Here is a 24,067-nt window from a genome sequence, read left to right on the forward strand (position 1 = left end):
TGATGCTGCGCCTGCCACGAGCGCCCCACCCCTCACGTACGCCACTCCTCGGCGTCAGCACGAAACGGTACTCAGCCCAGGCTGCCGGGCGCAGCCCCGGGTACGAGCCACGGCCGTGGTCCTCGCCACGCGGTACGGCTCGGCACCCCGCTCCACCTGCCCTCCCGCACGTTGTCCACAGGCGGCCCGCCCGAGTTTTCCACAGCGGTTGACACCCCACGGCGGCCCGGCACACCATTGATGTCGCACGGACCGAACGATCGGTCGGGACAGTTCCACGGCAGAGCCCGAGGTCAGGGGGACCGCATGGCCACAGCAGCCGCGCAGCACACGGCCCGCACAGACGCGCACGGCGCACCGGACACCGCCGACACGACGGCCTTCCAGCACGCCTTCGACGCGGCCGTGGCCGCCGACGAACGCATCGAACCGCGCGACTGGATGCCCGACGCCTACCGCGCCACCCTGGTCCGGCAGATCGCCCAGCACGCGCACTCCGAGATCATCGGCATGCAGCCGGAGGCCAACTGGATCACCCGCGCGCCCTCCCTGCGCCGCAAGGCGATCCTCATGGCCAAGGTCCAGGACGAGGCCGGCCACGGCCTGTACCTGTACAGCGCGGCCGAGACCCTCGGCACCGGCCGTGACGAGCTGCTCGACAAGCTGCACAGCGGACGCCAGAAGTACTCCTCGATCTTCAACTACCCGACCCTGACCTGGGCCGACGTCGGCGCGATCGGCTGGCTCGTGGACGGCGCCGCGATCACCAACCAGGTTCCGCTGTGCCGCTGCTCCTACGGCCCCTACGCCCGCGCGATGGTGCGGATCTGCAAGGAGGAGTCCTTCCACCAGCGCCAGGGCTACGAACTGCTGCTGGCCCTCAGCAAGGGCACACCCGAGCAGCACGCGATGGCGCAGGACGCGGTCGACCGCTGGTGGTGGCCATCGCTGATGATGTTCGGGCCGCCCGACGACGAGTCCCAGCACTCCGCGCAGTCGATGGAATGGAAGATCAAACGCCACTCCAACGACGAGCTGCGCCAGCGCTTCGTCGACATCTGCGTCCCCCAGGCCGAGTCCCTGGGCCTCACCCTCCCCGACCCGGACCTGCGGTGGAACGAGGCTCGCGGGCACTACGACTTCGGCCCGATCGACTGGACGGAGTTCTGGGAGGTCCTCAAGGGCAACGGTCCGTGCAACGAACAGCGGATCAGCCAGCGCAGGCGCGCCCACGACGAGGGCGCGTGGGTGCGGGAAGCGGCCGCCGCCTACGCGGCCAAGCACACCGGTGGCACCACCGACACCACCGACACCACCGACATTGGTGAGACGGCACACGAGACAGGCCACGAGACAGAAGCGGAGCGAGCATGAGCACCACCGACTGGCCCCTGTGGGAGGTCTTCGTGCGCTCCCGGCGCGGCCTCTCCCACACCCACGCCGGCAGCCTGCACGCCCCCGACGCCGAACTGGCCCTGCGCAACGCCCGCGACCTGTACACCCGCCGCGGCGAGGGCGTATCCATCTGGGTCGTCCCGGCCGCCGCGATCACCGCGTCCTCACCGGACGAGAAGGACCCCTTCTTCGAACCGGCCGCCGACAAGCCCTACCGGCATCCGACCTTCTACGAGATCCCGGAAGGGGTGAAGCACCTGTGACCGCCACCGGCCCCGCCACCGTCCCGGTGACCGCCGCCCTCGCCCTCGGCGACGACGCCCTGGTGCTCTCCCACCGGCTGGGGGAGTGGGCCGGGCACGCCCCCGTCCTGGAGGAGGAGGTCGCCCTCGCCAACATCGCCCTCGACCTGCTCGGCCAGGCCCGGCTGCTGCTGTCCATGGCCGGCGACGAGGACGAACTGGCCTACCTGCGCGAGGAGCGGGCCTTCCGCAACCTCCAGCTGGTGGAGCAGCCGAACGGCGACTTCGCCCACACGATCGTCCGCCAGCTGTACTTCTCCACCTACCAGCAGCTGCTCTATACCGAACTGGCCGCAGGCGACGGCCCGTTCGCACCCCTCGCCGCGAAGGCGGTCAAGGAGGTCGCCTACCACCGCGACCACGCAGAGCAGTGGACGCTCCGCCTCGGCGACGGTACGGAGACCAGCCACGAACGGATGCGCCGCGCCTGCGGGGCCCTGTGGAAGTTCACCGGGCAGATGTTCCAGCCGGTGGAGGGCCTCGACGCCGACTGGACCCGCCTGGACGAACAGTGGCAGGACTCCGTCCAGGACGTCCTCGGCCGGGCCACGCTCCCCCTCCCCGAGGGACCGCGCACCGGCGCGTGGTCGGCCGGCGCCGGCCGACAGGGCCTGCACACCGAACCCTTCGGCCGGATGCTCGCCGAGATGCAGCATCTGCACCGCAGCCACCCGGGGGCGACATGGTGACCGCCACGGCCCTGGAGACGGAGCTGCTGGAGCTGGCGGGCTCGGTGCCCGACCCCGAACTGCCGGTGCTCACGCTCCAGGAGCTGGGCGTGGTGCGCGCGGTGCGGCTCCAGGGCCCCGGCACGGTCGAGGTCGACCTGACCCCCACCTACACCGGCTGCCCCGCCATCGAGGCGATGAGCGTGGACATCGAACGGGTGCTGCGCGCCCACGGCATGCACGAGGTGACGGTCCGCACGGTGCTCAGCCCCGCCTGGACCACCGACGACATCAGCACCGAAGGGCGGCGCAAACTCCGGGAGTTCGGCATCGCTCCCCCGCGCGTGCACACAGCCTCCGGCCCGGTCCCGCTGACCCTCGGCCCGACCCGGGCCGCCTCCGAGGCCGCGAGCCGCACCGAGGACGCATCCACCGAGCCCGTCCGCTGCCCGCACTGCGGCTCCGCCGACACCGAGCTGCTCAGCAGGTTCTCCTCCACCGCGTGCAAGGCACTGCGCCGTTGCCTCGCCTGCCGTGAACCGTTCGACCACTTCAAGGAGTTGTGATGGCGCGCTTCCACCCGCTCCCGGTGGCCGAGGTCGACCGGATCACCGACGATGCCGTCGCCCTCACCTTCGCCGTCCCGCCCGAGCTGCGCGAGGAGTACCGGCACGCACCGGGCCAGCACCTCGCGCTGCGCCGGCAGGTCGACGGCACCGAGATACGGCGCACCTACTCGATCTGCTCCCCCGCGCCCGACCCGGCCGGCGCGGGCCCCGACACCCTGCGGGTGGGCGTGCGTCTGGTGGAGGGCGGAGCCTTCTCCGCGTACGCGCTGAAGGAGATCAACGTCGGCGACGTGCTGGAGGTGATGACCCCGGCCGGCCGCTTCACCCTGGAACCGGCACCGGGGCTGTACGCGGCGGTCGTCGGCGGCAGCGGCATCACCCCCGTGCTGTCCATCGTCTCCACGCTGCTGGCCCGCGAGCCGGCGGCCCGGTTCTGCCTGATACGCAGCGACCGCACCGCCGCCTCGACGATGTTCCTGGAGGAGGTCGCCGACCTGAAGGACCGCTATCCCGAGCGGCTTCAGCTGGTGACCGTGCTCTCCCGCGAGGAGCAGCAGGCGGGCCTGCCGTCCGGCCGGCTCGACCGTGAGCGGCTCACCGGGCTGCTGCCCGCGCTGCTGCCGGTCGGCGAGGTCGCGGGCTGGCTCCTGTGCGGCCCGTACGGGCTGGTGCAGGGCTCGGAGCAGGCGCTGCGCGAGCTGGGCGTGGACCGGTCCCGTATCCACCAGGAGATCTTCCATGTGGACGCGGGCTCGCCCCCGGCCGCGACCGCCCAGGCCCCCGCGCACAGCTCGGTCACCGCCCGGCTCGACGGACGTGGCGGCACCTGGCCGGTGCGCGACGGCGAGACGCTGCTGGAGACCGTCCTGCGCAACCGCCCCGACGCGCCCTACGCCTGCAAGGGCGGCGTCTGCGGGACGTGCCGTGCCTTCCTGGTCTCCGGCGAGGTCCGCATGGACCGCAACTTCGCCCTGGAGACGGAGGAGACGGAAGCCGGCTATGTGCTGGCCTGCCAGTCGCACCCGCTGACCGAGCAGGTGGAACTGGACTTCGACCGCTGAGGGCTGGGTGGGGCAGCTCAGCGAGGAGACCAATGCGGCGGGGGCGGGGGTGGGGAGGGGGAGGAGGGGGAAGGGGGAGCCCCGGAAGACCGGAAGTCCGTGCCATTCCCTTCTTCTAGAACCTGTTCTATCTTGACGCACCGTCAGATCACCGACCGCGTCGGAGGGACAGACCGTGGACTTCACCTTCACCGAGGAGCAGCGGGCGGCGGCCGAGGCGGCGCGCGGGGTGTTCGGCGACGTCGTACCGGACGCGGTGCCCAGCCCGGCGCTCACCACCGGTGCCGTGGCCGAGGGCTTCGACCGGGAGCTGTGGTCCCAACTGGCCGACGCGGACCTGCTGAGCCTGCTGCTGGATGAGGCGCACGGCGGTTCCGGTCTGGACGCGATCGCGCTGTGCCTGGTGCTGCGGGAGTCCGCCAAGGTGCTCGCCCGGGTGCCGCTGCTGGAGCACAGCGCGGCGACAGCGGCCGTACAGGCATACGGCGGCCGGGAGTTGGCGGGCCGCGTGCTGGCGCCGGCCGGACGGGGTGAGCTGGTGCTGACCGTCGCGGCGAACGGCCGTACCGGCCACGACCCGGCCGAACTGGCCGTCGGCGCACGGCGGGACGGTCCAATCTGGGTGCTGGACGGGGTGCAGACGGCGGTGCCGTGGGCGTACGACGCGGACCTCGTCGTCGTACCGGCGCATCTCGATGGCACGGCAGCCGAGCGGACCGTGCTCGCGCTGGTACCGCGCGAGCAGGACGGGGTGGTGCTCGCCGAGCAGGTGTCGACCAGCGGGGAGCGGCTGGCCGAGGTGCGGCTCACGTCCGTGCGGATCGACGCGGGCGACGTCATCGAGGCCGACGGCGCCTGGGAGTGGCTGCACGCGCTGCTCGTCACCGGCAGCTGCGCACAGGCGCTCGGGCTGGGCGAGCGGGTGCTGACGATGACCGCCGAGTACACCGGGAAGCGGGAGCAGTTCGGGTTTCCGATCGCGACCTTCCAGGCGGTGGCCGTGCAGGCCGCGGACCGGTACATCGATCTGCGCGCCATGGAGGCCACCCTCTGGCAGGCCGCCTGGCGGATCGCCTCGGGGGCGCCGGGGGTGCTGCCCGCCGCCGGGGATGTCGCGGTGGCGAAGATCTGGGCGGCGGAGGGGGTGCGTCGGGTGGTGCAGACGGCACAGCATCTGCACGGTGGGTTCGGCGCCGACACCGACTACCCGCTGCACCGCTATCACGCCTGGGCCAAGCACCTGGAGCTGGCGCTCGGCCCGGCGGCGGCGTACGAGGAGCGGCTCGGAGATCTGCTGGCCGCCCATCCGCTGGGCTGACCGCGCGGCCCCCGGGGCAGCAGGAGCGAGCTACAGGACGAAGCCGGGCCGGCCGTCGTCGGTGATCACCGGGCGGCCCGCGGCCTGCCAGACCTGCATGCCGCCGTCGACGTTCACCGCGTCGATGCCCTGCTGGACCAGGTACATGGTGACCTGCGCCGAGCGGCCGCCGGAGCGGCAGATGACGTGGACACGGCCGTCCTGCGGGGCGGCCTCGGTCAGCTCGCCGTAGCGGGCGACGAACTCGCTGATGGGGATGTGCAGCGCCCCCTCGACATGGCCCGCCTGCCACTCGTCGTCCTCGCGGACGTCCAGCAGGAAGTCGTCGTCCTTGAGGTCCGTGACCTCGACCGTGGGCACACCAGCTCCAAAACTCATGTCCCCGACGCTACCCCGTCGCCGAAGCCGGCCGAAACGAGCCGCGGCTCAGCCCTGCCCCAGCAGGGCCGCCAGCTCCGCCTCCCGCTGGGCGATGTCGGAGCGCAGCCTGGCGGCGATCTCCTCGAGCAGCCGGTCGGGGTCGTCCGGGGCGAGCCGGAGCATGCCGGCGATCGCACCCTCCTCCAGTTCACGGGCGACGAGGGTGAGCAGTTCCTTGCGCTGGGCGAGCCATTCGAGGCGGGCGTACAGCTCCTCGGCCGGGCTGGGGCGCCTCTCGGGCGGCACCGGGCCGGCCGCCCACTCCTCGGCCAGTTCCTTCAGGAGGGTCTCGTCGCCGCGGGCGTAGGCGGCGTTGACGCGACTGAGGAACTCCTCACGCCGCTTCCGCTCCTCTTCCTCCTGTACCAGGTCGGGGTGCGCCTTGCGGGCCAGCTCACGGTAGAGCCTGCGGGCCTCCTCGCTGGGCCGCACCCGCTCCGGGGGACGTACGGCCTGTTCGGTCAGCATGGCGGCGGCCTCCGGGAAGAGGCCGTGGCCGTCCATCCATCCGTGCAGCAGCTCCTCCACACCAGGGATCGGCATGACCCGCGCGCGGGCCTCCTCGGCGCGGCGGATGTCCTCCGGGTCGCCGGTGCAGGCGGCCCTGGCCTCGGCGATCTCGGCGTCCAGCACCTCGATGCGGGCGTAGAGCGGGCCGAGGCGCTGTTCGTGCAGCCGGGAGAAGTTCTCGACCTCGACGCGGAACGTCTCCACGGCGATCTCGTACTCGATCAACGCCTGCTCGGCGGCCCGCACGGCCTGCTCGAGCCGCTCCTCGGGGCGCGGGGACTGTTCGGCATCCGGGGTCGTCACGCGAACAGGGTAGGCGGTAGGGATGCGGCCCGGCGCCGTAGGGCGCCGTACGGCTCCCGGTCGTCTGCCGATGGCGAGCCTGTCGTGTTGCTCGCGCCCACGCGGCGGAGCGCATATCGACAGAGCTCCGCGCCCCTTGGCGGCGCTGCAGTTCCGCCTTGGAAAGCCCCGCCCCGCCTCACACGCCCAGCTCCGCCGCGATCCGTCCCGACCGGATCCCCGTGAGCAGTTCGGCGTGGTCGGCCTCGGTGCGGTCGGCGTAGGTGACGGCGAAGGCGGCCATCGCCTCGTCCAGTTCCTCGTTCTTGCCGCAGTAACCGGCGATCAGGCGGGGGTCGGCGCTGTGGGAGTGGGCGCGGGCCAGCAGGGCGCCGGTCATGCGGCCGTAGTCGTCTATCTGGTCGGCGGCGAGGGCGGCGGGGTCGACGCTGCCCTTGCGGTTGCGGAACTGGCGGACCTGGAAGGGACGGCCGTCGACGGTGGTCCAGCCGAGGAGGATGTCGCTGACCACCTGCATCCGCTTCTGACCGAGGACGACCCGGCGGCCCTCGTGTTCCACCGGCGGCGCCTCGAAGCCGGCCGTGGCCAGGTGCGGGACGAGCGCGGAGGGACGGGCCTCCTTCACCTGGAGGACCAGCGGCTGCTCACGGTGGTCGAGGAGGAGGACGACGTAGGACCGGGTGCCGACGCTGCCGGTGCCGACCACTCGGAAGGCCACGTCGTGGACGGCGTGCCGGGCGAGCAGGGGGTGCCGGTCCTCGGACAGCGTCGTCAGGTACTCCTCCAGGGACGCCGCGACCGCCGTCGCCTCGGCGTCCGGGATGCGGCGCAGGACGGGTGAGGCGTCCACGAAGCGGCGTCCGCCGTCCGCCGCCGTCTCGGTCGACTTCGCCGCGAACCGGCCGCTGGTGTTGGCGCGGGCCTTCTCCGAGACCCGCTGCAGGGTGCCGAGCAGATCGTGGGCGTCGGTGTGGGAGACCAGTTCCTCGTCCGCGATGGCGTTCCACGCGTCCAGCACCGGCAGCTTGGCGAGCAGGCGCATGGTGCGGCGGTAGGCGCCGACCGCGTCCTGCGCGGCGGCACGGCAGGTGTCCTCGTCGGCGCCGGCCTCCCGCCCGGCGAGCACCAGCGACGCGGCGAGCCGCTTCAGATCCCACTCCCAGGGGCCGTGCACGGTCTCGTCGAAGTCGTTGAGGTCGATGACCAGGTCGCCGCGGTGGTCGCCGTACAGGCCGAAGTTGGCCGCGTGCGCGTCTCCGCACATCTGGGTGCCGATCCTGGTCATGGGGGTGCGGGCCAGGTCGTACGCCATGAGCCCGGCCGAGCCGCGCAGGAAGGCGAAGGGGGTCGCGGCCATCCGTCCGACGCGGATGGGGGTCAGCTCCGCTATACGGCCGGCGTTGGACTCGATGACCGCGCTCACCGGGTCGGGGCGGGCGGCGTCCAGGTCGAGCGTGCGATGCGTGCTGCGCGGCACGCTCCTGCGCAGCGCCTTGCCCTCCTCCCTGGGCGAGCCCTGCCGCGGCCACTGGGCGAACCCGCGCACCCGCGGCAGCCGAAGCGTCTCCCGGTCCACCGCGTCCGCCAGCACTTCCCGACCGGTTCCGGTCACCGCGACCGCCTCCCCCGAACGCCCTTGGGCACGAACACCGACACGAACATCAACTCGTGCAGACCGTACAGCCGACGCCCGGAACGCGTCAGACCCTGTGGACAACGCCCTGTGGACAACCTGCGCCGCACAGCGAGCCGCCCAGCGGCATGTGAGGAAGCTCTCGTCGGGCGGAGCGGGGGAGGCGAACGGTACGAAAGGCAACGGGCAGGGCACTCGGGAGGACGGCCGCCGGTATCGCCATCGGCATCGCGATCGGCTTCGGCACCGGCACCGGCACCGGCACCGGCCGAGCGCAGCTAGGAGGTCGCCGTGGACCTGAGGCAGGAGCGAGTGTCGACGACCCCGTCCGCGGCGGCGCCGACTCCGGCTCCAACGGCTTCCCCCCATCACGCGCCGGGCGGCGTCCGCCGTGCCTGAGCTGCCGGACGTCGAGGGTTTCCGCAGGGTGCTCGAGTCCTGCGCGAAAGGCAGGGAAATCCGCCGCGTCGACGTGCGCGACGCGGGCGTACTGCACGGGGTGGGTGCACGACGGCTGCGCGACGCGCTGGAGGGCCGGCGGTTCACCGAGCCGGAGCGGCACGGCAAGTGGCTGCTCGCCCACACCGGCGGTCCCACCGTCCTGCTGCACTTCGGCATGACCGGCCGACTGCTCTGTGCCCGTCCCGACGACGCCGTGGAGGCCCACGACCGCGTCCTGTTCGGCCTGAGCGGCGACCGCCAGCTCCGGTACCGCGACCAGCGCAAGCTCCAGGGCCTCTGGCTGGCCGACGACGACCCCGCCATCGCCCGGCTGCTGGACCGTCAGGGTCCCGACGCGCTGGCAGTGGACCGTGAGGACTTCGAGGCCGCGCTCCGCACACGTCGGGGTCACATCAAGACCGCGCTGACCGACCAGTCCGTGCTGGCCGGTCTCGGCAATCTGCTCGCCGACGAGATCCTGTGGCGTGCCGGGCTGCACCCCCGCACCCGGGCCGGCGAGCTGACGCAGAGCGAACGCCGGCACCTGTACACCCACATGCGGCGCACGCTGCGTTCCGCGGTCGCCGCCGGCTGCGTCCCACCGCGCGATGCGTGGCTCACCGGCCACCGCGACGACCCCGACCCGATCTGCCCCCGCTGCCGCACCCACCTGCGCCGCTCCCGCCTGGCAGGCCGCGGCACGGTGTGGTGCCCGCGGTGCCAGCCGGGCGGGGCCTGAACCCCGGGAGAACGAAGACCCGGCCCCTGCCCGGTCAGCTCGCCCTACACGGCACCGTCGGCCGTTGCCCGGTCACGCACCACCTCCGCACGGCCGACCGGCGCCCGCTCACGGACCCCGCAGCACGCCGGCCGCCGACGACCAACACACCCCGCGACACCGCCGACCACCGCCCATTCACGCGCCCCCTCCGCACCGCCGGTCCCGACCGGTCACCCGCGCCCGCCACATGGCAGCCCCGCCCGGTCAACACGCCCTGCGCACAACTGGCACCCGCGGCCCGCGCCCGCACAAGACCGGCACCCCCGACCCCGCGCCCCACGCACACGGCCCCAACCGCCCAACCGACCAGAGACCTAACCGACCCCAGACCCCAACCGCCCCAACGCCCCAGATGCCCAGCCGCCCAGCCGACCCCCGCCATCCTCAGTGAGATAGCTCACCGTCAGACCGACGTATCGGTGGACCGCCCCCGCGCACCCCGCCCATCCACACCCTGTGCGATCCCTCACGTCCGCCACGTAGGCCACCTCGGCCACGTCCGCGAGCACAACGCGAAACGGGCCCCTGCCGGTGACTTCCGTCACTGGCAGAGACCCGTCTCGTCTCTGTGCGCGAGGGGGGAGTTGAACCCCCACGCCCTTGCGGGCACTGGAACCTGAATCCAGCGCGTCTGCCTATTCCGCCACCCGCGCATTGGGTGTGTCTTCCGGCTCCTGCCCTTTCGGGCCGGCCCCTTCCGACACCCAGAACATTAGCACGTCGTACGGGGTGGATTCACATCCCTTCCCCCGGCCCGAGACCGCCCCGGACCCGGGACTGCGCGCCCCCGGAACACCCCGGCCCCGCCGCGCCCCGCCCCGCTCCCACCCGCCGGCCGAGGCCGCTCTCTGTAGTCCGGCCCAGCCGTCCTCACCCCAGCCCGACCCAGCTCAGCCCACCCCTCCCCCCGCTCGACCCGGCCCGCCCGTGCCCAACCGACAACCCCGACCACCCCAAGCAACAAGCCACTCACTCCAAACCCACGTCCCACCCCCGCCCCCTCCCTCCCCCACGTATCAAGCAGACTCGCTTCACGTATCAACCTCGTACCGGTCCCCGGCATCTCCCCAGGAGGGGGTCCGGGTCCACAGCCAGGTGCGGGACACTGGTCTTCGCCCCCCTCTACGATCCATGGCAGCAGGAGTGCGCACCGGGAGTTCGAAGGGGAGCCGCTGGGGGAACCGGCTGATTGCCGGGCGCGTAGATACGATCAGTGAGCAGTAACCAGCGGAACCGGCAGAACAGGCAAGACAGCGACCGCACAGCAGGGCAAGGCAACGGCAGGAACGGAGGAGGTGCCCCATGGGAGTCCTGAAGAAGTTCGAGCAGCGTCTCGAAGGTCTGGTGAACGGCACCTTCGCCAAGGTCTTCAAGTCCGAGGTCCAGCCCGTGGAGATCGCCGGCGCGCTCCAGCGTGAGTGCGACAACAACGCCACGATCTGGAACCGCGACCGGACCGTCGTACCGAACGACTTCATCGTGGAGCTGAGCGCGCCGGACCACGAGCGCCTCAGCCCCTACTCCGGGCAGCTCGGCGACGAGCTGGCCGGCATGGTGCGCGACTACGCCAAGCAGCAGCGCTACACCTTCATGGGACCGATCAAGGTCAACCTGGAGAAGGCCGACGACCTCGACACGGGTCTGTACCGGGTGCGCTCGCGCACCCTCGCCTCCTCCAGCAGCCAGCCGGGACAGCAGGCGCCGCAGGCCGCCGCGGCCCCGGCCCCCGGCCGTCCCGGTGCCGGGCAGGGCGCCCCGGGCGGGTACGGCTACCCGCCCGCCACGCCCGCAGGCGCGCCCCCGATGCCGTCCGCGCCGCCGCCCGGCGCCCGGCCCGGCGGCTACGGTTATCCCCAGCCCGCCACCCAGCGGCCGTCGGCCGCCCCGATGAGCGGGGGGCGCACCCGCTACTGGATCGAGATCAACGGCACCCGCCACCAGATCTCCCGCGCGACACTGGTGCTGGGCCGCAGCACCGACGCCGACGTGCGGATCGACGACCCCGGCGTCTCCCGCCGGCACTGCGAGATCCGGACCGGAACGCCCTCGACGATCCAGGATCTCGGTTCCACCAACGGCATCGTGGTGGACGGGCAGCACACCACCCGCGCTACGCTCCGCGACGGCTCGCGGATCGTCGTGGGCAGCACCACCGTTATCTATAGGCAAGCCGAAGGGTGAAGCGGGGGCAATGTCAGAGCTGACCCTCACGGTCATGCGGCTGGGTTTCCTGGCCGTACTGTGGCTGTTCGTGATCGTGGCCGTGCAGGTCATCCGGAGCGACCTGTTCGGTACGCGCGTCACCCAGCGCGGATCGCGTAGGGAGGCCGGGCGTGCCCAGCAACAGGGCCGGCAACAGGCGGCCCGGCAGCAGTCCGCGCCGCCGCAGCAGCGCGGCCAGCAGGGCGGCGGCCGGCGTGGCCGCAACGCACCCGCCAAGCTGGTGGTGACCGAGGGCACACTGACGGGCACCACGGTCGCACTTCAGGGCCAGACGATCACGCTGGGCCGGGCGCACGACTCCACGATCGTGCTGGACGACGACTACGCCTCCAGCCGCCATGCCAGGATCTACCCGGACCGCGACGGTCAGTGGATCGTCGAGGACCTCGGCTCCACCAACGGCACCTACCTGGACCGGTCCCGGCTGACGACCCCCACGCCGATCCCGCTGGGCGCGCCGATCCGCATCGGCAAGACCGTCATCGAGCTGCGGAAGTAGTACGACAATGAGCGAGCGGAGCGAGCACGCAGCGGCAGGCCGCCACCCGGCCGCCGGCGCGCTCCCGACCGGAGGGTGGGCAGTGTGGCTCGACACGACCGGCTGTACCCGGAGCCGATGGGCGAGGTGGGCATGAGTCTGTCACTGCGCTTCGCCGCCGGATCGCACAAGGGCATGATCCGCGAGGGCAACGAGGACTCCGGCTACGCCGGTCCCCGCCTGCTCGCCATCGCCGACGGCATGGGCGGACAGGCGGCCGGCGAGGTCGCCTCCTCCGAGGTGATCTCCACCCTGGTCACGCTCGACGACGACGTGCCCGGCTCCGACATCCTCACCTCGCTCGGCACGGCCGTGCAGCGCGCCAACGACCAGCTGCGTGCCATGGTCGAGGAGGATCCCCAGCTCGAGGGCATGGGCACCACGCTGACCGCCCTGCTGTGGACCGGGCAGCGGCTCGGTCTCGTGCACGTCGGCGACTCGCGCGCCTATCTGCTGCGTGACGGAGTTCTCACGCAGATCACCCAGGACCACACCTGGGTGCAGCGGCTCGTGGACGAGGGCCGGATCACCGAAGAGGAAGCCACCACCCACCCGCAGCGCTCCCTGCTGATGCGCGCCCTCGGCAGCGCCGAGCACGTCGAGCCCGATCTGTCGATCCGCGAGGTGCGGGCCGGCGACCGCTATCTGATCTGCTCCGACGGGTTGTCCGGGGTGGTCTCCCACCAGACGCTGGAGGAGACCCTCGCCAGCTACCAGGGCCCGCAGGAGACCGTGCAGGAGCTGATCCAGCTCGCGCTGCGCGGCGGCGGCCCCGACAACATCACCGTCATCGTCGCCGACGTCCTGGACCTCGACACCAATGACACGCTCGCCGCGCAGCTGTCCGACCAGCCGGTCGTGGTCGGCGCGGTCGCCGAGAATCAGCACCATCTGCACGACAACGGCATCATGCAGACCCCGGCCGGCCGCGCCTCCCACCTGGGCCGCCGGGCGCCCGGGCACGGCGGCGGCGAGTTCGGCCCGCCCGGCTCCGGCGACACCACCGGTTACATCCCGGCGGGCAGCTTCGACGACTACGCCGACGGCGACTTCACCAAGCCGCGCGGCGGACGCAAGTGGCTGAAGAGATCCCTCTACAGCGCCCTCGCCCTCGCCGTCATCGGCGGCGGCCTCTACGGCGGCTACCGGTGGACGCAGACGCAGTACTACGTCGGCGCCAACGACGAGCACGTGGCGCTGTACCGCGGGATCAGCCAGGACCTGGCCTGGGTGTCGCTGTCGAAGGTGGAGAAGGACCACCCCGAGATCGAACTCAAGTACCTGCCGCCGTACCAGCAGAAGCAGGTCAAGAACACGATCACGGCGGGCGGTCTGCAGCAGGCCCAGGCGAAGATCGAGGCACTGTCGGTGCAGGCCTCCGCGTGCCGGAAGCAGGCGGAGCGCCAGGCCGCCGAGTCCACGCGGAACGCCAAGACGGGTCAGGGCCAGGCCGGGGGCACCACGGGAACCACCGCCACCGCCTTCACGTCCAAGGCATCACCGACGCCGAACCCGTCGACGTCGAAGAAGCCGACATCGCCCTCGAAGTCCCCGTCCCCGTCCGCGACCGCCACTCCGAACCCCGGCCCGAGCCTCTCCGAGGATGAGCAGAAGGTCGTCGATCAGTGCGGCAAGCAGTAGCGAAGCCGCGAGAGGCCCTGTCACACGATGAGCAGTACGACTAACTCGCCGACGCACCACACGTCCACGATCGGCGCGATCGGCGCGCCGAGCCGCCGCAACACCGAGCTGGCCCTGCTCGTCTTCGCCGTGGCCATCCCGGTGTTCGCCTACGCCAACGTGGGCCTGGCCATCAACAACTCGGTGCCCGCCGGGCTGTTGTCCTACGGCCTCGGTCTCGGTCTGCTGGCCGGCGTCGCCCATCTCGCCGTACGGAAGTTCGCCCCGTACGCCGACCCGCTGCTGCTGCCGCTGGCCACGCTGCTCAACGGGCTCGGGCTGGTCGTCATCTGGCGGCTGGACCAGTCGAAACTGCTGCAGTCGCTGCCCCACTTCGCCGCGGCCGCGCCCCGCCAGTTGCTGTACACGGCGCTGGCCATCGCCGTGTTCGCGGCGGTGCTGATCTTCCTGAAGGATCACCGGGTCCTGCAGCGCTACACCTACATCTCGATGTTCTGCGCTCTGGTCCTGCTCATCCTGCCGCTGGTGCCGGGCCTCGGGGCCAACATCTACGGCGCCAAGATCTGGATCAGGATCCCCGGCCTGGGCTCCCTCCAGCCCGGTGAGTTCGCGAAGATCATCCTCGCGGTCTTCTTCGCCGGTTACCTGATGGTCAAGCGCGACGCCCTGGCCCTCGCGAGCCGCCGCTTCATGGGCCTGTACCTGCCGCGCGGCCGCGACCTCGGCCCGATCCTGGTCGTCTGGGCGATCTCGATCCTCATCCTGGTCTTCGAGACCGACCTCGGCACCTCGCTGCTGTTCTTCGGAATGTTCGTCATCATGCTGTACGTCGCCACCGAGCGGACCAGCTGGATTGTCTTCGGTCTGCTGATGTCCGCGGTCGGCGCCGTCGGCGTGGCGAGCTTCGAACCACACATCCAGACGCGTGTGCAGGCCTGGCTCGACCCGATGCGCGAGTACCAGCTCAGCCGCCAGGTCACCCACGACGGCATCCTCCACTCCGACCAGCTTCAGCAGTCTCTGTGGGCGTTCGGCTCCGGTGGCACTCTCGGCACCGGCTGGGGCCAGGGCCACTCGGACCTGATCAAGTTCGCCGCCAACTCCGACTTCGTCCTCGCGACCTTCGGCGAGGAGCTGGGCCTCGCGGGCATCATGGCGATCCTGCTGATCTACGGCCTGATCGTGGAGCGCGGCGTGCGCACCGCCCTCGCCGCCCGCGACCCGTTCGGCAAGCTGCTGGCCGTCGGCCTGTCCGGGGCCTTCGCCCTCCAGGTCTTCGTGGTGGCCGGCGGTGTCATGGGACTCATCCCGCTGACCGGTATGACCATGCCGTTCCTGGCCTCCGGTGGCTCCTCCGTGCTGGCCAACTGGGCACTGATCGGCATCCTGATCCGCATCAGCGACACCGCCCGGCGCCCGGCGCCCGCCCCCGCCACGAACCCCGATGCCGAGATGACCCAGGTGGTCCGCCCGTCATGAACAAGCCCCTGCGCCGGATCGCGATCTTCTGTGGCCTCCTCATCCTGGCCCTGCTGATCCGCGACAACTACCTGCAGTACCTCAAGGCCGACCAGCTGGCGACCGAGAAGGACAACCGCCGGGTCTCCATCGAGCGGTACGCCAACCCGCGCGGCGACATCATCGTCGACGGCAACCCGATAACCGGATCCGTCGTGTCCAAGAGCGGCGACTTCAAGTACAAGCGCACCTACAAGGACGGGGCCATGTGGTCCCCGGTGACCGGCTACTCCTCGCAGGCGTTCGGCGCCAGCCAGCTGGAGAACATCGACGACGGCATCCTCACCGGCAACGACGACCGGCTCTTCTTCCGCAACACCCTCGACATGGTGACGGGCAAGCCGAAGCAGGGCGGCAACGTCGTCACCACGCTGAACGCGGCCGCGCAGAAGGCGGCGTTCAGCGGGCTGAAGGCGCAGGGCGGCAAGGGCGCGGTCGTCGCCCTGGAGCCGTCCACCGGCAAGATCCTCGCGCTGGCCTCCTACCCGTCGTACGACCCGTCGTCCTTCGCGGGGAACTCCACCGGCACGGACTCCGAGAACTGGAACAAGCTCCAGAAGAAGAACGACCCCTCCGACCCGATGCTGAACCGGGCGCTGCGCGAGACCTACCCGCCGGGCTCCACGTTCAAGCTGGTCACCGCGGCGGCGGCGCTGGAGAACGGGCTGTACAAGTCGGCGGACCAGGCCACCGACTCCCCGCAGCCCTACATGCTGCCGGACACCACGCGCGAGCTGAAGAACGAGGGCAGCATCCAGTGCAAGAACGTGCCCCTGCGGGAGGCGCTGCGCATCTCCTGCAACACGGTCTTCGGTCACATCGGTGCCCAGCTCGGCAAGGACAAGATGCTGGCCGAGGCCGAGAAGTTCGGCTTCAACGCCGAGCAGTTCACCCCGGTGCGGTCGAGCGCATCCGTCTTCCCCAAGGAGATGGACCGCCCGCAGACGGCGCTCAGCTCGATCGGCCAGTTCGACACCGCCGCGACCCCGCTGCAGATGGCCATGGTCGCCTCGGCGGTCGCCGACGACGGCAAGCTGATGAAGCCGTACATGGTTGACGAGCTGCAGTCCTCCAACCTCGACCCGGTCGAGAAGACCCAGCCGCAGGAGATGAGCCAGCCCCTGTCGCCGGCCAACGCTCAGGTCCTGCAGTCCATGATGGAGACGGTCGTCAAGCAGGGCACCGGTACGAAGGCGCAGATCCCCGGCGTCACCGTGGGCGGCAAGACCGGTACCGCGCAGCACGGTGTGGCGAACAGCGCCAACCCGTACGCGTGGTTCGTCTCCTACGCCAAGCTGCCCGACGGCAGCTCGCCGGTCGCCGTGGCCGTGGTCATCGAGGACGAGAGCGCCAACCGCGACGACATCTCCGGCGGCGGCCTGGCCGCGCCGATCGCCAAGAACGTCATGGAGGCGGTCATCCAGTCCAAGAAGTGACGGAAGTGACCCCCATCACATCCCCTTCACATCGCCGCACGTTGCGATACCGGTCCTGTATCGGGTTACGGGCTTGGCCAGGTCACACAAAGCGAGCCGGGTACGGTAGGCCCGGACGGCAGCCTCCGGCCGTGCACGTGGGTGCGCGGCCGAGACCGACGGAGAGGGCTGGTAGGTAGCTATGGAAGAGCCGCGTCGCCTCGGCGGCCGGTACGAGCTGGGCCAGGTGCTCGGCCGTGGTGGCATGGCGGAGGTCTACCTCGCGCATGACACCCGCCTGGGCCGCACCGTGGCAGTGAAGACCCTGCGCGCCGACCTGGCACGCGACCCTTCCTTCCAGGCCCGGTTCCGCCGGGAGGCCCAGTCGGCCGCCTCGCTCAACCATCCCGCGATCGTCGCGGTCTACGACACGGGCGAGGACTACATCGACGGGGTCTCGATCCCGTACATCGTCATGGAGTACGTAGACGGCTCAACGCTGCGTGAGCTTCTTCACTCCGGGCGCAAGCTCCTGCCCGAGCGTGCGATGGAGATGACCATCGGCATCCTCCAGGGTCTGGAGTACGCCCACCGCAACGGCATCGTTCACCGCGACATCAAGCCGGCCAACGTCATGCTGACCCGCAACGGCCAGGTCAAGGTGATGGACTTCGGTATCGCCCGCGCCATGGGCGACTCCGGCATGACCATGACCCAGACCGCCGCGGTGATCGGTACGGCCCAGTACCTCTCGCCGGAGCAGGCGAAGGGCGAGCAGGTCGACGCGCGGTCGGACCTGTACTCGACCGGCTGCCTGCTCTACGAGCTGCTGACGGTCAGGCCCCCCTTCGTCGGCGACTCTCCCGTCGCCGTGGCGTACCAGCACGTCCGCGAGGAACCCCAGCCCCCGTCGGTCTTCGACCCCGAGATCACGCCCGAGATGGACGCGATCGTCCTGAAGGCGCTGGTCAAGGATCCGGACTACCGCTACCAGTCGGCCGACGAGATGCGCGCCGACATCGAGGCCTGCCTCGACGGCCAGCCGGTCGCGGCGACGGCCGCGATGGGCGCGGTGGGCTACGGCGGCTACCCCGACGACCAGCCGACGACGGCCCTGCGCCCGGACGCCGGCGCGGGAGCGACCACCATGCTCCCGCCGATGAACCCGGACGACGGCGGCTACGGCTACGACGAACCCACCAGCCGTCGCCGCCAGCCGCAGAAGAAGTCCAACACCTCCACGATCCTGCTGGTGGTCGCGGGCGTCCTGGTCCTGATCGGCGCGATCCTGATCGGGAAGTGGGTGGCCGACGGGAAGAACACCGACCAGACCTTCCCGGCCCCGAACTTCGTCGACAACAGCTATGCCACGGCCCAGAAGATGGCCGCCAACTCGGACCTGAAACTGGCGGCCCCCGTCCGCAAGCCGTGCGACAACCAGCCGAAGGGCAACGTCTGCTCCCAGGACCCCAAGGCGGGTGCGGACGTCAAGAAGGGCGACACGATCACCCTGGTGGTGTCGACGGGCGCGCCGAAGGTCGACGTGCCGGATGTCCAGGGCCTGCAGTACGACCAGGCCGAGGCCCAGCTCAAGGCGAAGGGCTTCCAGGTCGAGAAGCAGACCGAGGTGTCGGACCGGACGGCCGGCGTGGTCATCAAGCAGGACCCGCAGGGTGGCACGCAGAAGCAGAAGGGCTCGACGATCACCCTCACGGTCGCCAAGCCCGAGGACAAGGTCACCATTCCCAGCGACGTCATCGGCAAGTCCTGTGACGACGCGAAGGCCGAGCTGTCGGGGATGGGCCTCGTGCCCACCTGCACCGACCAGGTCACCCCCAACCAGGACGACGACGGCAAGGTCCTCTCGACCAACCCGGCGGCGAACCAGCAGGTCGCCAAGAACACCAACATCGTGATCAACGTCGGCAAGTTCCAGGGCGGCCAGACGCAGGGCCAGGTGCCGAACGTCTTCGGCAAGACCCTGAAGGAAGCCCAGCAGCTCCTGCAGCAGAGCGGCTACACGCAGATCCAGGTCCAGGGCCCGACCGACGACAAGGCGCGGGTCATCAACCAGACCCCGCCCGCGGGCACCCAGGGCGACCCAGGCACCACCCAGATCGTCCTGACCACCCAGGACTTCGGCGGCGGTGGCGGAGGCAACAACGGGGGCAACATCTTCGGCGGCATAACGGGCTAGCGCACGGAGACTGAATCCGACTCAGCCGGAGGGCCCTTGGCACCGCACGATGGTGCCAAGGGCCCTTTGGTCTGGGGACGCGATGTCTCGAAGACCCTGGGCCCCAGCCGCTCCTCGACCGGCGGGAAGCTTCCGTCGGGCAAGTGGACGACCGACGGCCAGGTGATCTACGACACCTGCCGCCACACACCGGGTCCCGGCTCCCCCGACGGGTGCCGGGACCCGGCTGTCAGCCCAGCAGTTCCTTGGGCGGCGTCCGCTTGCTGTCCACCTTCTCCACCCGGACCAATTCGCCCCAGACCACGTAGCGGTACTCCGAGGTGTACACGGGCGTGCAGGTCGTCAGGGTGATGTAGTGCCCCGGCTTCTTCTTGCCGGACTCCTTCGGGACCTGGTCGATGACCTTGACGTTGTACTTCGAGGTCTCCGGGAGGATCGAGTAGACCTTGTAGACGTACCAGTTGTCCCGCGTCTCGAAGACGATCGGGTCGCCCTTCTCCACCTTGTCGATGTTGTGGAACTTCGCACCGTGCCCGTCCCGGTGGGCGGCGAGGGTGAAGTTGCCGTCCTTGCCGCTCGTGGGGAGCGTGGCCTTGACCGGGTCCGTGTAGTAGCCGGCCACGCCGTCGTTCAGGACGTCCGTGCCCGTGCCCTTCTCCACCAGGACCTCGCCGTTCTTCATGGTCGGCACGTGCAGGAAGCCGATGCCGTCCTTGGTGTCCAGTGCGCCGGGACCGGAGTCCGTGGCATGCGCCCAGTGCTGGCGCACCTTTTCAGCCTGCTTGTCCGCCTTGCGGTCCGCTATTACGTTCGTCCACCAGAGGGAGTAGACGACGAAGAGGGCGAGCAACAGACCTGCGGTGATGAGGATTTCACCGAGGACGCTGACCGCCGTCGCTATGCGGCCCGGACGCCGGCCCCGCCGGGCGGGACTCGAATCGGACGCGTCCGTGTGTTCTTCGGTGTCGTCGGCGGTCGCTGCCACAGTGTCCTCTGCCTCTGCCCTTACTCGCGTCAGCCCTGTTCGATGAGCGCGTCCGGCTTGCCCTTGCTGCGCGGGCGTTCCTCGACCATCTTGCCCCAGACGATCAGCCGGTACTTGCTGGTGAACTCCGGCGTGCAGGTGGTGAGGGTGATGTAGCGGCCCGGCTTGGTGAAGCCCGAGCCCTTCGGGATGGGGTCCAGCACGCTCGTGTTGGTCGGCGAGGTCACCGGCAGCGTCGAGGTCACCTTGTACACGAAGTACGAGTCCTGCGTCTCGACCACGACCGCGTCCCCCGGCCGGAGCCTGTTGATGTACCGGAACGGTTCGCCGTGCGTGTTGCGATGGGCGGCGAGACCGAAGTTGCCGGTCTTCGCATCGGGCATCGCCGTCTTCAGCGGGGGCTCACCGTAATGCCCGACCATGCCCTTGTTGAGCACCCTCTCGGTGCTCACGCCCTCCGCGATCGGCGCGACCACGTCCAGCTTGGGGATGTGCAGGATGGCGAAACCCTGCCCGGGCGCGAAGACCCCCGGGTTGCGCTTGCCGCTCGCCCAGTCGTTCTGGAGCTGGTGCGTCTCGCTGCCCGCCTGCGCGTTGGCGCGGACGTTGGTCCACCACAGCTGGTAGGTGACGAACAGCAGCATCAGCACGCCGGTGGTGATGAACACCTCACCGATCGCCCGGCTCGCGACGACGCCCGGGCTGGGCTTGCGCAGCCGCTGCTGCCGCCGCGCCTCGACCCGGGACAGCGGCCGGCCGGGCTCCCCGATCTCCGGCGTCTCCGCGGGTCCCGTCTCCCGGCCGCCGCCATGACGCCCGCCACGGCGCTTGGCGGCCCTTCTGCGGGCCGCACGGCCACCGACCGCAGGACCGGTGGCATAGGAGGCGGAAGGGGCCGCAGAGGCGCGGAGGGGCCCGCTCTCCGAGCCCGTCAGCGGATCGGGGACCCGCAGCGCCATCGTCTCGTCGTCCAGCGCAGGCCGGTACGGCTGCTCCTGCGGCGCCCGCTCGTACTCCTGCTCGTATGCCCGCTCGTACGGCTCCCCGTACGGCTCCTGGTACGCCCCCGCGTCCCAGTCCCCAAGCGCACCGGAAGCCTCGTACGACTGATCCCCGTACGAGGCATCGGTCTCGCGCTCCGGGCGCAGGGCGGTCACGCCGTGGCCCTGCCCACCACCGGGGCCAGCCCCGTCGACCTCGCCACGGCACCCTGGTCGCCGCATTCCACCAGCCAGTTGGCCAGCATCCGGTGCCCGTGCTCGGTCAGCACCGACTCGGGATGGAACTGCACGCCCTCGACCAGGAGTTCACGGTGCCGCAGACCCATGATGATGCCGTCGTGGGTGCGGGCGGTCACCTCCAGCTCGGCCGGGACCGTCGCCGGCTCGGCGGCCAGGGAGTGGTAGCGGGTCGCCGTGAAGGGCGAGGGCAGGCCCGCGAAGACGCCCTTGCCCTCGTGCTCCACCAGCGAGGTCTTGCCGTGCAGCAGCTCCGGCGCCCGGTCCACCACCCCGCCGTACGCCACCTGCATCGACTGCATGCCGAGGCACACCCCGAAGACCGGCACCCCGGTGGCCGCGCAGTGGCGGACCATGTCCACGCACACCCCGGCCTCCTCCGGCGTCCCCGGCCCGGGCGAGAGCAGCACCCCGTCGAAGCCGTCCTGGGCATGCGCCGTCGACACCTCGTCGTTGCGCAGCACCTCGCACTCGGCACCCAGCTGGTACAGGTACTGGACCAGGTTGAAGACGAAGCTGTCGTAGTTGTCGACGACGAGAATCCGCGCACTCACTGGTTGTCCACCGTCACATCGTTGAAGGGCATCAGCGGTTCGGCCCACGGAAAGACGTACTGGAAGAGGATGTAGACCACGGCCAGGATCAGTAGGAGTGAGATGAGCGCCTTCACCCACGCGTTCCCCGGCAGATGCCGCCAGATCCAGCCGTACATGCCGTTCCTTCCGTATCCCCACGGCACCTGACTCACGCCGTACGCCACCAGACTAACGGCGCAGGGCCTCCGGTTCGCCTGCCTCCACAGACTGTGTGGAATCCAGGTGCGCCCAGACGATCAGCCGGTGACTGTGCCCCCATTCCGGATCGCACGTGGTCAGCGTCAGATACCGGCCCGGACGCGTGTACCCGGACTTACGTGGCACAGCGTCGATGACCTCAACGTCCGTCGGTACGGTTTTGTAGGGCCCTTTGTCGATCCGATACGTGAACCAGGTCGTCCCGTCCGTGAGGACGACGGCGTCGCCCGGGCGCAGCTCGGGGAAGTCCTTGAACGGGTCGCCGTACGTGCGCCGGTGACCGGCCACCGCGAAGTTCCCCTCCTGGCCGAGCTGCGCGGTGCCCGCGTAGTGGGCGAGTCCCTTCGCCAGTACGTCCCGGCCGGTGCCCTCCAGGACCGGCTTGTTCCACGTGAAACCGAGCCGCGGGATGTACATGATCGCGAAAGCCTTGCCGTAGTGGTAGGGCGGCGGTCTCGTCGCGGTGACCGTCTGCTCGCCCGGCGCGGCGGCCGCCGGCCGCACACTCCCCTTCGACCACTGCCGGTGCAGCTGGTCGATCTGCGCGTTCATGGCACCGTCGGCCCGCACTCCCGTCCAGAACAGCACATAGGCGACGAAGAGCACGATCAGAGTGCCGACGGTGATGCACAGCTCGCTGACGGTCCGGACGATCACGCGCACCGGCGCCTCCGGGACGGATGGCTGGCGGGTGTCTGGCTACTGCACGGGCTTGGCGTAGTGCAGATCCACTGTGCCCGAGTAGCCGGGAAGAGTCACCGTCCCGTCGTCGGTGACTTTCCAGCCGAGTCCGTAGACGTTGACGTAGACCATGTAGGTCTGGATCGCCTTGCTCGCCGCGAGCGCCTGCTGCAGCTTGTCCGGATCGCCGACTGCGGTGATCTTGTACGGCGGTGAGTACACCCGGCCCTGGAGGATCAGGGTGTTGCCGACGCAGCGCACCGCGCTGGTGGAGATCAGCCGCTGGTCCATGACCTTGATGCCCCGGGCGCCGCCCTGCCACAGCGCGTTCACCACGGCCTGCAGGTCCTGCTGGTGGATGACCAGATAGTCGGGCTGCGGCTCGGGATAGCCGGGGAGCTTGGCGGTGGCGTTGGGCGGGGCGTCATTGAGGGTGACGGTGATGGCGTGCCCGGTGAGCTTCTGGGTGCCGGCACTCTGCTCCAGCCCGCTCAGCCTGTGGTCCTGCGCCTTGCTGCTGCCGTCGTCACTCTCGGCGAGGGACTCCACGCTCCCGCGCAGGGCCGCGTCGGACTCGTCGAGCTCCTTGTTCTTGCGGCTGCGCTGCTGGATCAGGTCGGACAGCTTCAGCAGGGAGCCGTCCTGGCGGATGTCGGTGCCCTTGGCCGTGTTGAAGCTGGTGAAGAAGATCAGTCCCGCGAGCGCGAAGACGGCCGCGGTGAGCATCCGCACGGGGCGGACACGCAGGCGGCGGCCAGGGCCGGAGCCCGTTGATTGCGTCCCGGTGGAGTCGGCAGAATTGCTCAACGTACCCTTATCTCCTTCGGCGCCACGGAAGCACTACGCTAACGGACGCCCGGGGGAGCACACAGAGTCGTCATCTCGACCCCTTGTACGCTGCCCCGAGCCCCGAACCGGTTATCTGCGCGGCCACGCAGCGCATCGACAGGAGAGACCCTCGTGCCGAAGTCACGTATCCGCAAGAAGGCCGACTACACGCCACCGGCGGCGAAGCAGGCACAGGCGATCAAGCTGAACAGCCGTGGCTGGGTCGCGCCTGTCATGCTGGCCATGTTCGTCATCGGCCTGGCCTGGATCGTCGTCTTTTACGTGACGGACGGCTCGCTGCCCATCGACGCGCTGGACAACTGGAACATCGTGGTCGGCTTCGGCTTCATCGCCGCCGGCTTCGGTGTCTCCACGCAGTGGAAGTAGCTCTGCCCAGGGCTATCCACTGAGTTATCCACAGGCGTTTTCCACATGGGGAAAAGAACGACGATCTGTGGATAACCCATCGAGCGTTGACGCTTGTATGACTGGCCGACCACCCTCCATACGCCTGTTTGCCCCCTGTCTGACCTGCGGGAACACATCCGAGCGACAGGGGGCACAGCTGTGCCCGCACACGGTGCACAAGATCCGGCACACCCTGTGGA

Annotated in this window: 23 protein-coding genes and 1 tRNA gene; 14 read left to right on the forward strand and 10 right to left on the reverse strand. The window is 70.3% G+C overall.

Translation table 11 applies throughout. From position 1 onward, the window contains the following. The first annotated feature begins 306 nt into the window (after positions 1-306). The 6 genes from paaA (at position 307) to ACWGJ5_RS08270 (ending at position 5,313) form a co-directional block, all read left to right on the forward strand. A complete protein-coding gene (gene paaA / locus ACWGJ5_RS08245; RefSeq protein WP_453308954.1) occupies positions 307-1,374 on the forward strand; it encodes a 1,2-phenylacetyl-CoA epoxidase subunit PaaA in 1,068 nt (355 codons plus the stop codon). Continuing rightward, on the forward strand, positions 1,371-1,658 hold the full coding sequence (paaB, locus tag ACWGJ5_RS08250; protein WP_014673816.1) for a 1,2-phenylacetyl-CoA epoxidase subunit PaaB: 288 nt from the start codon (positions 1,371-1,373) through the stop codon (positions 1,656-1,658). The genes paaA and paaB overlap by 4 nt, the downstream gene beginning before the upstream one ends. After that, positions 1,655-2,386, forward strand: coding sequence for a 1,2-phenylacetyl-CoA epoxidase subunit PaaC (gene paaC / locus ACWGJ5_RS08255; protein WP_453308955.1), 732 nt, complete (start codon positions 1,655-1,657; stop codon positions 2,384-2,386). Before paaB ends, paaC begins: the two co-directional genes overlap by 4 nt. After that, positions 2,380-2,931 carry a 1,2-phenylacetyl-CoA epoxidase subunit PaaD gene (gene paaD, locus ACWGJ5_RS08260; RefSeq protein ID WP_453308956.1) on the forward strand — a complete coding sequence of 184 codons (552 nt, stop codon included), beginning with the start codon at positions 2,380-2,382 and terminating at the stop codon, positions 2,929-2,931. Before paaC ends, paaD begins: the two co-directional genes overlap by 7 nt. Then, the gene (locus ACWGJ5_RS08265; RefSeq protein WP_453308957.1) at positions 2,931-3,995 is read left to right on the forward strand and encodes a 2Fe-2S iron-sulfur cluster-binding protein; all 1,065 of its coding nucleotides are present in this window, start codon (positions 2,931-2,933) and stop codon (positions 3,993-3,995) included. The genes paaD and ACWGJ5_RS08265 overlap by 1 nt, the downstream gene beginning before the upstream one ends. Before the next feature lie 175 nt (positions 3,996-4,170). Continuing rightward, entirely contained in the window at positions 4,171-5,313 is a 1,143-nt protein-coding gene (locus ACWGJ5_RS08270; RefSeq protein WP_453308958.1) for an acyl-CoA dehydrogenase family protein, read from the forward strand. A gap of 30 nt (positions 5,314-5,343) precedes the next feature. Here the strand turns inward: ACWGJ5_RS08270 and ACWGJ5_RS08275 are convergent, their stop codons facing one another. The 3 genes from ACWGJ5_RS08275 to ACWGJ5_RS08285 all read right to left on the reverse strand — a co-directional run bounded on the left by ACWGJ5_RS08275 (position 5,344) and on the right by ACWGJ5_RS08285 (position 8,158). Next, positions 5,344-5,673, reverse strand: a complete 330-nt coding sequence (locus ACWGJ5_RS08275; protein WP_453309171.1) for a rhodanese-like domain-containing protein — start codon at positions 5,671-5,673, stop codon at positions 5,344-5,346. Positions 5,674-5,739: 66 nt separating this feature from the next. Beyond that, positions 5,740-6,546: a hypothetical protein gene (locus ACWGJ5_RS08280; protein ID WP_453308959.1), complete on the reverse strand. Its 807-nt coding sequence runs from the start codon at positions 6,544-6,546 to the stop codon at positions 5,740-5,742. 178 nt (positions 6,547-6,724) lie between these two features. After that, positions 6,725-8,158 carry a DUF2252 domain-containing protein gene (locus ACWGJ5_RS08285; RefSeq protein ID WP_453308960.1) on the reverse strand — a complete coding sequence of 478 codons (1,434 nt, stop codon included), beginning with the start codon at positions 8,156-8,158 and terminating at the stop codon, positions 6,725-6,727. A 412-nt stretch (positions 8,159-8,570) separates the two neighbouring features. Between ACWGJ5_RS08285 and ACWGJ5_RS08290 the strand changes: the two genes are divergently transcribed. Then, positions 8,571-9,359 (forward strand): Fpg/Nei family DNA glycosylase, encoded by a 789-nt coding sequence (locus ACWGJ5_RS08290; protein WP_453308961.1) that lies wholly within the window; start codon positions 8,571-8,573, stop codon positions 9,357-9,359. A 611-nt stretch (positions 9,360-9,970) separates the two neighbouring features. Here ACWGJ5_RS08290 and ACWGJ5_RS08295 read toward each other — a convergent pair. Continuing rightward, positions 9,971-10,054: transfer RNA gene (locus ACWGJ5_RS08295), tRNA-Leu, on the reverse strand. Between the two features lie 649 nt (positions 10,055-10,703). Here ACWGJ5_RS08295 and ACWGJ5_RS08300 point away from each other — a divergent pair. The 6 genes from ACWGJ5_RS08300 to pknB all read left to right on the forward strand — a co-directional run bounded on the left by ACWGJ5_RS08300 (position 10,704) and on the right by pknB (position 18,933). Then, positions 10,704-11,582, forward strand: a complete 879-nt coding sequence (locus ACWGJ5_RS08300; RefSeq protein WP_453308962.1) for an FhaA domain-containing protein — start codon at positions 10,704-10,706, stop codon at positions 11,580-11,582. A gap of 10 nt (positions 11,583-11,592) precedes the next feature. Further along, positions 11,593-12,123 carry an FHA domain-containing protein FhaB/FipA gene (locus tag ACWGJ5_RS08305; protein WP_453308963.1) on the forward strand — a complete coding sequence of 177 codons (531 nt, stop codon included), beginning with the start codon at positions 11,593-11,595 and terminating at the stop codon, positions 12,121-12,123. A gap of 132 nt (positions 12,124-12,255) precedes the next feature. After that, positions 12,256-13,803, forward strand: coding sequence for a Stp1/IreP family PP2C-type Ser/Thr phosphatase (locus ACWGJ5_RS08310; protein WP_453309172.1), 1,548 nt, complete (start codon positions 12,256-12,258; stop codon positions 13,801-13,803). 27 nt (positions 13,804-13,830) lie between these two features. Next, a complete protein-coding gene (locus ACWGJ5_RS08315; RefSeq protein ID WP_385318953.1) occupies positions 13,831-15,282 on the forward strand; it encodes an FtsW/RodA/SpoVE family cell cycle protein in 1,452 nt (483 codons plus the stop codon). Continuing rightward, positions 15,279-16,757, forward strand: a complete 1,479-nt coding sequence (locus ACWGJ5_RS08320) for a peptidoglycan D,D-transpeptidase FtsI family protein (protein ID WP_453308964.1) — start codon at positions 15,279-15,281, stop codon at positions 16,755-16,757. The genes ACWGJ5_RS08315 and ACWGJ5_RS08320 overlap by 4 nt, the downstream gene beginning before the upstream one ends. A gap of 181 nt (positions 16,758-16,938) precedes the next feature. After that, positions 16,939-18,933 carry a Stk1 family PASTA domain-containing Ser/Thr kinase gene (gene pknB, locus ACWGJ5_RS08325; protein ID WP_453308965.1) on the forward strand — a complete coding sequence of 665 codons (1,995 nt, stop codon included), beginning with the start codon at positions 16,939-16,941 and terminating at the stop codon, positions 18,931-18,933. A gap of 229 nt (positions 18,934-19,162) precedes the next feature. Here the strand turns inward: pknB and ACWGJ5_RS08330 are convergent, their stop codons facing one another. Genes ACWGJ5_RS08330 through ACWGJ5_RS08355 form a run of 6 tightly spaced genes read right to left on the reverse strand, consistent with a single transcriptional unit; the run spans position 19,163 to position 23,438 of the window. After that, entirely contained in the window at positions 19,163-19,918 is a 756-nt protein-coding gene (locus tag ACWGJ5_RS08330) for a class E sortase (RefSeq protein WP_453308966.1), read from the reverse strand. 29 nt (positions 19,919-19,947) lie between these two features. After that, positions 19,948-21,075, reverse strand: a complete 1,128-nt coding sequence (locus ACWGJ5_RS08335; protein WP_453308967.1) for a class E sortase — start codon at positions 21,073-21,075, stop codon at positions 19,948-19,950. Next, a complete protein-coding gene (locus tag ACWGJ5_RS08340; protein WP_228621612.1) occupies positions 21,072-21,710 on the reverse strand; it encodes an aminodeoxychorismate/anthranilate synthase component II in 639 nt (212 codons plus the stop codon). Before ACWGJ5_RS08340 ends, ACWGJ5_RS08335 begins: the two co-directional genes overlap by 4 nt. Further along, positions 21,707-21,868 (reverse strand): hypothetical protein, encoded by a 162-nt coding sequence (locus tag ACWGJ5_RS08345; protein WP_453308968.1) that lies wholly within the window; start codon positions 21,866-21,868, stop codon positions 21,707-21,709. The genes ACWGJ5_RS08340 and ACWGJ5_RS08345 overlap by 4 nt, the downstream gene beginning before the upstream one ends. A 52-nt stretch (positions 21,869-21,920) precedes the next feature. Then, entirely contained in the window at positions 21,921-22,613 is a 693-nt protein-coding gene (locus ACWGJ5_RS08350) for a class E sortase (RefSeq protein ID WP_453308969.1), read from the reverse strand. Positions 22,614-22,649: 36 nt separating this feature from the next. After that, positions 22,650-23,438, reverse strand: a complete 789-nt coding sequence (locus ACWGJ5_RS08355) for a DUF881 domain-containing protein (RefSeq protein WP_453308970.1) — start codon at positions 23,436-23,438, stop codon at positions 22,650-22,652. Between the two features lie 153 nt (positions 23,439-23,591). Between ACWGJ5_RS08355 and crgA the strand changes: the two genes are divergently transcribed. After that, positions 23,592-23,846 carry a cell division protein CrgA gene (crgA, locus tag ACWGJ5_RS08360; protein WP_228621619.1) on the forward strand — a complete coding sequence of 85 codons (255 nt, stop codon included), beginning with the start codon at positions 23,592-23,594 and terminating at the stop codon, positions 23,844-23,846. Positions 23,847-24,067 lie beyond the last annotated feature (221 nt).

The organism is Streptomyces sp. NPDC054783 (genome assembly GCF_053611725.1).

Coding starts and splice junctions, on each gene's coding strand:
- paaA (WP_453308954.1), top strand. CDS start 307: ATGGCCACAGCAGCCGCGCAGCACACGGCCCGCACAGACGCGCACGGC.
- paaB (WP_014673816.1), top strand. CDS start 1,371: ATGAGCACCACCGACTGGCCCCTGTGGGAGGTCTTCGTGCGCTCCCGG.
- paaD (WP_453308956.1), top strand. CDS start 2,380: ATGGTGACCGCCACGGCCCTGGAGACGGAGCTGCTGGAGCTGGCGGGC.
- ACWGJ5_RS08265 (WP_453308957.1), top strand. CDS start 2,931: ATGGCGCGCTTCCACCCGCTCCCGGTGGCCGAGGTCGACCGGATCACC.
- ACWGJ5_RS08300 (WP_453308962.1), top strand. CDS start 10,704: ATGGGAGTCCTGAAGAAGTTCGAGCAGCGTCTCGAAGGTCTGGTGAAC.
- ACWGJ5_RS08305 (WP_453308963.1), top strand. CDS start 11,593: ATGTCAGAGCTGACCCTCACGGTCATGCGGCTGGGTTTCCTGGCCGTA.
- ACWGJ5_RS08310 (WP_453309172.1), top strand. CDS start 12,256: ATGAGTCTGTCACTGCGCTTCGCCGCCGGATCGCACAAGGGCATGATC.
- ACWGJ5_RS08315 (WP_385318953.1), top strand. CDS start 13,831: ATGAGCAGTACGACTAACTCGCCGACGCACCACACGTCCACGATCGGC.
- ACWGJ5_RS08320 (WP_453308964.1), top strand. CDS start 15,279: ATGAACAAGCCCCTGCGCCGGATCGCGATCTTCTGTGGCCTCCTCATC.
- pknB (WP_453308965.1), top strand. CDS start 16,939: ATGGAAGAGCCGCGTCGCCTCGGCGGCCGGTACGAGCTGGGCCAGGTG.
- ACWGJ5_RS08345 (WP_453308968.1), bottom strand. CDS start 21,868: ATGTACGGCTGGATCTGGCGGCATCTGCCGGGGAACGCGTGGGTGAAG.